Source organism: Falsiroseomonas oryzae (genome assembly GCF_027856955.1).
Classification (GTDB): Bacteria; Pseudomonadota; Alphaproteobacteria; order Acetobacterales; family Acetobacteraceae; genus Falsiroseomonas; species Falsiroseomonas oryzae.
The window spans coordinates 1-6,541 of sequence record NZ_JAPSMD010000310.1; the positions used below are offsets into that span (position 1 = coordinate 1).

Sequence of the window (6,541 nt, forward strand, 5' to 3'; positions counted from 1 at the left end):
GGGCGGCGCCGGGCCTCGAGCTCGCCGCAAGCGGCCGCGCCACCGCGGCGCTCGTGCGTGCCGGCTGGCGGCATCCTGCCGATGCGCGCACGCCATCGCCGGCTCGCACCGTCGCGCCGGGCGAGGCGATCGCGCCGCTGCCACCGCAGCCCTCGCTGTATCCGCCGTGGAGCTATCCCGGCCAGGCCTGGGGCATGGCCGTCGATCTTGACGCCTGCATCGGCTGCAACGCCTGCTCCGTCGCCTGCCAGGCAGAGAACAACACGCCCGTCGTCGGGCCCGAGGAGGTCGCGCGCGGGCGGGAGATGCACTGGCTGCGCATCGATCTGTACGCCGAGCCCGATGGCCGCGGCGCGTTCCAGCCGGTGCCCTGCATGCACTGCGAGAAGGCGCCCTGCGAGGTGGTCTGCCCGGTGAATGCGACGGTGCACGACCATGAGGGCCTGAACCTTATGGTCTATGCGCGCTGCATCGGCACCCGCACCTGCTCCAACAACTGCCCCTACAAGGTCCGGCGCTTCAACTGGCTTGGCTATGCGCGGCAGGACGGCGCCGTGCCGGTGCGCAATCCGGACGTGCCGCTGCGCCCGCGCGGCGTCGTCGAGAAATGCACCTACTGCCAGCACCGCATCGTCGCCGCGCGCACGCAGGCCACGCTGGAGGGACGGGCGCCGCAGGACGGCGAGGTCGAGACCGCCTGCCAGCGTGCATGCCCGACGCGCGCCATCGTCTTCGGAGACGTCAACGATCCGGGCAGCACCGTCGCCCGCGCGAAGGCAGACGGCCGCAACTACGCGCTGCTCGGCGAACTCGGCACGAGGCCGCGCACCACCTACCTCGCGCGCGTCCGAAGCGACACCGGGACCGCAGCGGACGACGTCGCGACCGCACCATGAGGCCGAACCCGGTCGCCGCCATCCCGCTGCTGCGCCGCTTCGGCTGGAGCTTCGCTGCCGCGCTGGGCCTCGCCGCTTTGGGCGTGCTCACGTTGGGCTACGCGGTGATGGCGCTGCTTCTGGTCGGCGTGGGTCTCTGGGGGACCAACATCCCCTTCGTCTGGGGCTTCGACCTCATCAACTACGTCTGGTGGATCGGCATCGCGAACGCCGCCAGCCTGTTCGCGTCGATCCTGGTGCTGCGCCGCCACGGGCTGCGCACCGCCGTGAACCGTTTCGCCGAGGCCGCGGCGCTGGCGGCGATCCTTGCCGCCGTGCTGTATCCCATCCTGCATCTCGGGCGTCCCTGGCTGTTCCACTGGGTGCTGCCCTATCCCGCCGTGTACCAGGTCTGGCCCCAGTTCCGATCGACGCTGGTCTGGGACCTGTGGGGCATCATGTCCCATGTCGTCGTCACCAGCCTGTTCTGGTACATTGGGCTGATCCCCGACCTCGCGACCATGCGCGACCGCGCGCAGGCACGCGGCCGCATGGTGGCCGCGCGGCTCTACGGCATCTTCGCGCTCGGCTGGCGCGGATCGGTGGCGCACTGGGCGCGTCACCAGGCGGCCTATCGGCTGGTCGCGGCCCTGGTCCTGCCCATGCTGGTCTCGGCGCAGACCATCGTGGCGCTCGAATTCGCCACCACCCTCGTGCCGGACTGGCACCAGGCCCGCGTACCGCTGCATGTGGTGCTGACGGGGATCCCGTCCGGCCTCGGCGTCGTGCTCGCCCTGGCCGTGCTGCTGCGCCGCACTCTCGACCTGGACCGGTTCATCGACGACGCGGACGTGGCGCTGCTCGCCCGCCTCATGGCCGCCGCCTCGCTCGCCTGCCTCTGGCTCTACGCCGACCAGCTGCTCGCGGCGGTGCTGGAGGAGGCGGAAACGCGCGAGGGCACCTTCGCCCGCGTCTTCGGTCCCTACGCCGCGCTGTGGTGGGGCGCGCTGGTACTGACCAGCGTCGTGCCGCAGTTGCTGTGGCTGCCCTGGTTCCGCAACACCGCGCCGGCAGCCATCCTGATTGGTCTGGGCGCCGCCGCGGGCGTCTGGCTCGACCGCTTCTCCCTCGTCGCCGGCGGCCTGCTGCGTGACCACCTGCCGCGCATCGGCCCGGCCTACGGCCCGACGACACCGGAATGGACGCTGCTGGTCGGCACGGTCGGCTTGTTCGCGCTGGCGATGCTGCTCTTCGCGCGGCTTCTACCCGTCGTCTCGATGTTCGAGGTTCGCCACGAGGAGAGCGAGGCGGAGGCGCCGTGAGCGACCTGCATGGCGTCATCGGCGCCTTCAGCGACAAGGATGACCTGCTCGAAGCGCTCCGTACGGCCCGCGCAGAGGGCTGGACCAGCCTGGATGCCTTCACCCCGCATCCCGTGCCGGAAGCCGCCGACCTTCTGGGTGCCCGGCCCGGGCGCGTGGCCTGGATCGCCATGGGCGCAGGGGCGTTCGGCGCGCTGCTGGCGTACGCGACGCAATGGTGGCTCTCGGTGCATGACTACCCGATCAACGTCGGCGGCCGCCCGCTGCATGCCTGGCCGGCCTTCCTGCCGGCGACCACCATCGTCGCCATCCTCTGGGCCGCCGTCGCATCCCTGCTGGGCATGCTGGTGGCGAACGGGCTGCCGCGCCTTTCTCACCCGGTCCTTGCCGCACCCGGCTTCCTGCGCGCCAGCGAGGACCGCTTCTTCCTGATGATCGCGGCCGACGATCCCCGCTTCGATGCGGGGCAGGCGAGGCACCTCCTGCAGCGCTCGGGCGCGCTGCGCGTCTCGGACCTGCCGGCGCAATGAGGCCCGCCGCCATCCTCCTCGCCGGTGCCCTCGCGGCCTGCGACGGCTGGCCGGAGAGTCCGGCGCCGCCGCCCCCTGCCGCAGCGCCCCTGGGCAGCGTCGCGCGGGGCGACAAGGCCTGGCGGGACGCGCTGTCGCCACCGGGACCGCCGGTGGATGCAGCACTGCTGGCGCGCGGCTCGGCACGCTACGCGATCTCCTGCATTCCCTGCCATGGACCTGCCGGCGCCGGCGACGGCCCCGTGGTCGCGCGCGGCTTCCCGCCTCCGCCGTCGATCGCGGGGGCCGAGGCGACGCGAAGCATGGCGGCGATCGGCGCGAACCTTGCCGGCGCGCATCCCTTCGACGACCGCATCGCGCCGCGCGACCGCTGGGCCATCGCACGGTTCGTGGAGCGGCTGCCGCACGAGGCGGCGACACCATGAGGCTGGCCGCCGGCCTCGCCGTCGCGTTTGCCGCGGCGCTGATCACGTTCCTCGATTCGCCGCTGCTCCTGGAGGCATGGCTGCTCGCGTTCCTGCTCTGGACAGGGCTCGCCTGCGGCGCGCTCGGTGCGCTCGCGATGGGGCACCTGCTTCAGGAGAGCTGGCTGGCACCGGTGCGCGCGCCGCTGGACGCGGCGGCGCGCACGCTGCCGCTGGCGGTCCTGATGGGCGCACCCGTGCTGGTCGGGCTCGATCTGCTGTATCCCTGGGCAGGATCCTCGCCGCCCGCGATGCCCGCCTCGCGCGCCGCCTGGCTGTCGCCTTGGCCCTTCCGGCTGCGGGCGGGCGCGATTCTGCTGCTGCTGGCCGTGGTGGCGTATCTGCTGACGCGACCCGGGCGTCCGGACAAGCGCTTCGCGGCCCTCACAGTGGCGCTCCTGGTGCCGAGCGTCACGATCGCGGCCCAGGACTGGTCGCTCTCCCGCGATCCAAGCTGGTGGGGCAGCCTGCAAGGCTTCGCCGTGTGGGTCGAGGGCATTACGGCAGCCCTGGCCGCGGCAGCACTCATTGCGCTCGCGCGCGGCAGGATGCCGCGCGGCGAGACTGCCGAGGGCGAAGCGCTGGAACGCGCGCTGCTCGCTCTCGGCCTGACTGCGCTGTGGCTGTGGTTCACGCAGTTCATCGTGGTCTGGATGGCCGATCTGCCGGCGGAAGCGGGCTGGTATCTGCGGCGGGTCGAGGACCACTGGGGTATCATCAAGCTGGCGCTGGCGGTGCCGGCGCTGCTCCTGGCGCTCGCCCTGGCGGCACCGCCCCGCCATCGCCGCTGGCGCATGGCGACGGTCTGCGTACTGCTGCTGGCAAGCCACGCCCTGCACCTGTGGTGGGTGGTCCGTCCGGACGCGCCGCTGGCCCTTCCCCCTGCGTGGCTCGATGCTGCCGTCGCGGCGGCGCTCGGCCTGGCCTGGGCCGCATGGTGGACGGAGGAGATGCGCCGAGTGGACGTCGCGCTGCGTCACCGCGGGCCGCACGCCGCCGCGTCACTGTCGGGGTGAGGGTCCGGCCCGCGCCGCGCGGCGCGGAGCGCGTCGGTTGGTCACGTGGCGGGCCCGGCAGTTGTCGCGGCCATGCCCTGTGTTACGGTTCGCGCGTGGCGCCCGCGCGTGGCGCCGACGGAACCCGCCATGCTCCCGTTCAGCCGCGGCGCCACCCGCCGCCGCATGCCTCCCGTGACAGCCCGCAGCAGATGACCAGGTCGGATCTTGCACGTCGCCTCGACGTCGCCGGCCGGATTGCGCAGCAGGCCGCGAGCCTGGCCGACAGGATGCGAACGAACGGCATGGCTGTGGCGTCGCTGAAGGGCGCTCAGGATTTCCTGACCGAGGCCGACGGCGCGACCGAGCTGTTCATCCGCGAACAGCTGGAGCGCCACTTCCCGGGAGAGCCGGTGCTCGGCGAGGAAGGGGGCGGCGGCGCATGCGGCGAAGGGCCGCTCTGGATCCTGGACCCGATCGACGGCACGGCCAACTTCGCCCGCAACGGGCATCGCTGGTGCGTCTCCATCGGGCTGGCCTGGGACGGACGGGCCGTGCTGGGCGCGGTCGCCCGGCACGCCCCTGCGGAGCTTTTCCTCGGCGCGGAGGGCTGTGGCGCGACGCTGAACGGCGCGCCGATACGCGGCGCTGCCACCACGGACCTGGCGCGTGCCACGGTGGAGGTCGGCTGGTCGCTGCGTCGCCCGGCCGCCGCGTTCGTCGCGCTCGCCGGCCGGGTGATGGCCGCCGGCGCCGGCCTGCGCTCGCAGGGCTCCGGCACGCTCGGCATGGCGGAGACGGCCTGTGGCCGGAGCGACGCCTATCTTGAGTTGCACATCAATTCCTGGGACGTCGCCGCCGCGCTGGCCATCGCGCGCGAGGCCGGGTGCTGGGCGAGTCCCTTCGATTCCGGCGCCTGGCTCGAACAGGGCAACCCGATCTGCGTCGCCGCGGCGCCGCTGGGCGCCCGCCTTGCCGCCATGATGGAGGGTTGAGTTCGCCGGCGCGCGCTGTTGAACTGCGGCAACGATACAGGGAGGACGACCAGCATGACCAACACCCGACGCCTGCTCGGCCTGGCTGCGGCTGGCCTGTTCGCGTGGCTGGCGCCCGGCGCCGCCAGCGCCCAGGGCAACCTGACCGTCTACTGCTCGGTGCAGGAGGAATGGTGCCGCCCGATGATGCAGGCCTTCGAGCGTGCGACGGGCATCCGCGTGGCGATGACGCGCCGCAGCTCCGGCGAAACCCTGACGCAGATCCGCGCCGAATCCTCGAACCCGCGCGGCGATGTGTGGTGGGGCGGCACCGGCGATCCGCACATGCAGGCGGCGCAGGAGAACCTGACGGTCGAATACCGGTCGCCCATGCTGGACCAGGTGCATGACTGGGCCCGCCGCCAGGCCGAACAGACGGGCTTCAGGACCATCGGCATCTACGCCGGCGCGCTCGGCTATTCCTACAACACGAACGAGTTGACCCGCCGGCGTCTTGCCGCGCCGCGCTGCTGGTCGGACCTGACCGCCCCCGGATTCCGCGGGGAGGTGCAGGTCGCCGACCCGAATACCTCCGGCACTGCCTACACCATGCTGGCGACGCTGGTGCAGTTGATGGGCGAGGAGCCTGCCTTCCAGTATCTGCGCAACTTGCATCGCAACGTGAACCAGTACACCCGCAGCGGCGCGGCGCCGGCGCGCGCCGTCGCCACCGGCGAGACGCTGGTCGGCATCACCTTCCTGCACGATGCGGTCACCCAGAAGCTGACCGGCGCCCCGGTGGAGATCGTCGCGCCCTGCGAGGGCACGGGCTACGAGATCGGATCCATGTCGATCATCCGCGGCGCGCGCAACATGGAGCAGGCACGCCGCTTCTACGACTGGGCGCTGACGGCGGAGGCGCAGGGTCTGGCCGTGCAGGCCAATGCGTTCCAGCTTCCGTCCAACCGCAATGCGCCGATCCCGCCGCAGGCGCCGCGCTTCGAGAACATCCGCCTGATCGACTACGACTTCGCGCGCTGGGGCAGTGCGGAGGAGCGGACGCGCCTGCTGACGCGGTGGGAACGCGAGGTCCGCGCCGGCTCGCGCTGACCGGCGATCGCTGAACGGCGCGTCGCCTCGCGATGGGAGCCTTGGGCCTGGGTCGCGCGGCGCTCCTCTGCGCCGTGCTCGGCGCGCTGCTGCTGCCCTGGCACGGGCTGGAGGGCGGCCTTGCCGACCTCTCCGCCTGGCCGGACGGAGCCGCGGCGCCGCTGGCGGCGCTGCTGGCCACTGGCGCGCGACCGTGGCTCTGGCCGGTCGCGCTCCTCCTGCTCGCGGCAGCGCTTCCGCTGCTGCACGGCCGTGCCCCGGGCGGCGCGCT

Annotated in this window: 7 protein-coding genes and 1 pseudogene; all 8 read left to right on the top strand. The window is 72.7% G+C overall.

The window, feature by feature from the left end; all coding sequences use genetic code 11:
- Positions 1 to 896 (top strand): 4Fe-4S dicluster domain-containing protein (locus OZN99_RS22625; RefSeq protein WP_270937520.1); only part of this gene is annotated, 896 nt, incomplete at its 5' end.
- Positions 893 to 2,197: an NrfD/PsrC family molybdoenzyme membrane anchor subunit gene (gene nrfD / locus OZN99_RS22630; RefSeq protein WP_270937521.1), complete on the top strand. Its 1,305-nt coding sequence runs from the start codon at positions 893 to 895 to the stop codon at positions 2,195 to 2,197. The genes OZN99_RS22625 and nrfD, both read left to right, overlap by 4 nt.
- Positions 2,194 to 2,727 carry a DUF3341 domain-containing protein gene (locus OZN99_RS22635; protein WP_270937522.1) on the top strand — a complete coding sequence of 178 codons (534 nt, stop codon included), beginning with the start codon at positions 2,194 to 2,196 and terminating at the stop codon, positions 2,725 to 2,727. Before nrfD ends, OZN99_RS22635 begins: the two co-directional genes overlap by 4 nt.
- A complete protein-coding gene (locus OZN99_RS22640; protein WP_270937523.1) occupies positions 2,724 to 3,152 on the top strand; it encodes a c-type cytochrome in 429 nt (142 codons plus the stop codon). The genes OZN99_RS22635 and OZN99_RS22640 overlap by 4 nt, the downstream gene beginning before the upstream one ends.
- Positions 3,149 to 4,207, top strand: coding sequence for a hypothetical protein (locus OZN99_RS22645; protein WP_270937524.1), 1,059 nt, complete (start codon positions 3,149 to 3,151; stop codon positions 4,205 to 4,207). Before OZN99_RS22640 ends, OZN99_RS22645 begins: the two co-directional genes overlap by 4 nt.
- A 191-nt stretch (positions 4,208 to 4,398) precedes the next feature.
- The gene (locus tag OZN99_RS22650; protein ID WP_270937525.1) at positions 4,399 to 5,181 is read left to right on the top strand and encodes an inositol monophosphatase family protein; all 783 of its coding nucleotides are present in this window, start codon (positions 4,399 to 4,401) and stop codon (positions 5,179 to 5,181) included.
- A 54-nt stretch (positions 5,182 to 5,235) separates the two neighbouring features.
- Positions 5,236 to 6,270 carry an ABC transporter substrate-binding protein gene (locus OZN99_RS22655; protein WP_270937526.1) on the top strand — a complete coding sequence of 345 codons (1,035 nt, stop codon included), beginning with the start codon at positions 5,236 to 5,238 and terminating at the stop codon, positions 6,268 to 6,270.
- Positions 6,271 to 6,311: 41 nt separating this feature from the next.
- A pseudogene (locus OZN99_RS22660) lies at positions 6,312 to 6,541 on the top strand (iron ABC transporter permease); the annotation flags it as partial.

Excerpts from the sequence above, each read along its gene's own strand:
- nrfD (WP_270937521.1), top strand. The coding sequence starts at position 893 with ATGAGGCCGAACCCGGTCGCCGCCATCCCGCTGCTGCGCCGCTTCGGC.
- OZN99_RS22640 (WP_270937523.1), top strand. The coding sequence starts at position 2,724 with ATGAGGCCCGCCGCCATCCTCCTCGCCGGTGCCCTCGCGGCCTGCGAC.
- OZN99_RS22645 (WP_270937524.1), top strand. The coding sequence starts at position 3,149 with ATGAGGCTGGCCGCCGGCCTCGCCGTCGCGTTTGCCGCGGCGCTGATC.
- OZN99_RS22650 (WP_270937525.1), top strand. The coding sequence starts at position 4,399 with ATGACCAGGTCGGATCTTGCACGTCGCCTCGACGTCGCCGGCCGGATT.
- OZN99_RS22655 (WP_270937526.1), top strand. The coding sequence starts at position 5,236 with ATGACCAACACCCGACGCCTGCTCGGCCTGGCTGCGGCTGGCCTGTTC.